This is a genomic window from Massilia sp. YIM B02769, assembly GCF_030411995.1.
In the GTDB taxonomy this organism is placed as follows: domain Bacteria; phylum Pseudomonadota; class Gammaproteobacteria; order Burkholderiales; family Burkholderiaceae_D; genus Telluria.
Window position 1 is genome coordinate 1 of record NZ_JASNRC010000050.1, and the last position, 473, is coordinate 473.

General features: G+C 55.2%; 1 rRNA gene. It reads left to right on the plus strand.

Features of this window, described 5'->3' with window-relative positions:
* Window positions 1-458 (plus strand): 16S ribosomal RNA (locus QPK31_RS26135); the annotation flags it as partial.
* Between the last annotated feature and the right edge of the window lie 15 nt (window positions 459-473).

Here is a 473-nt window from a genome sequence, read left to right on the forward strand (position 1 = left end):
GAGATGTTGGGTTAAGTCCCGCAACGAGCGCAACCCTTGTCATTAGTTGCTACGCAAGAGCACTCTAATGAGACTGCCGGTGACAAACCGGAGGAAGGTGGGGATGACGTCAAGTCCTCATGGCCCTTATGGGTAGGGCTTCACACGTCATACAATGGTACATACAGAGGGCCGCCAACCCGCGAGGGGGAGCTAATCCCAGAAAGTGTATCGTAGTCCGGATCGCAGTCTGCAACTCGACTGCGTGAAGTTGGAATCGCTAGTAATCGCGGATCAGCATGCCGCGGTGAATACGTTCCCGGGTCTTGTACACACCGCCCGTCACACCATGGGAGCGGGTTTTACCAGAAGTAGGTAGCTTAACCGTAAGGAGGGCGCTTACCACGGTAGGATTCGTGACTGGGGTGAAGTCGTAACAAGGTAGCCGTATCGGAAGGTGCGGCTGGATCACCTCCTTTCTAGAGTAGCACCGG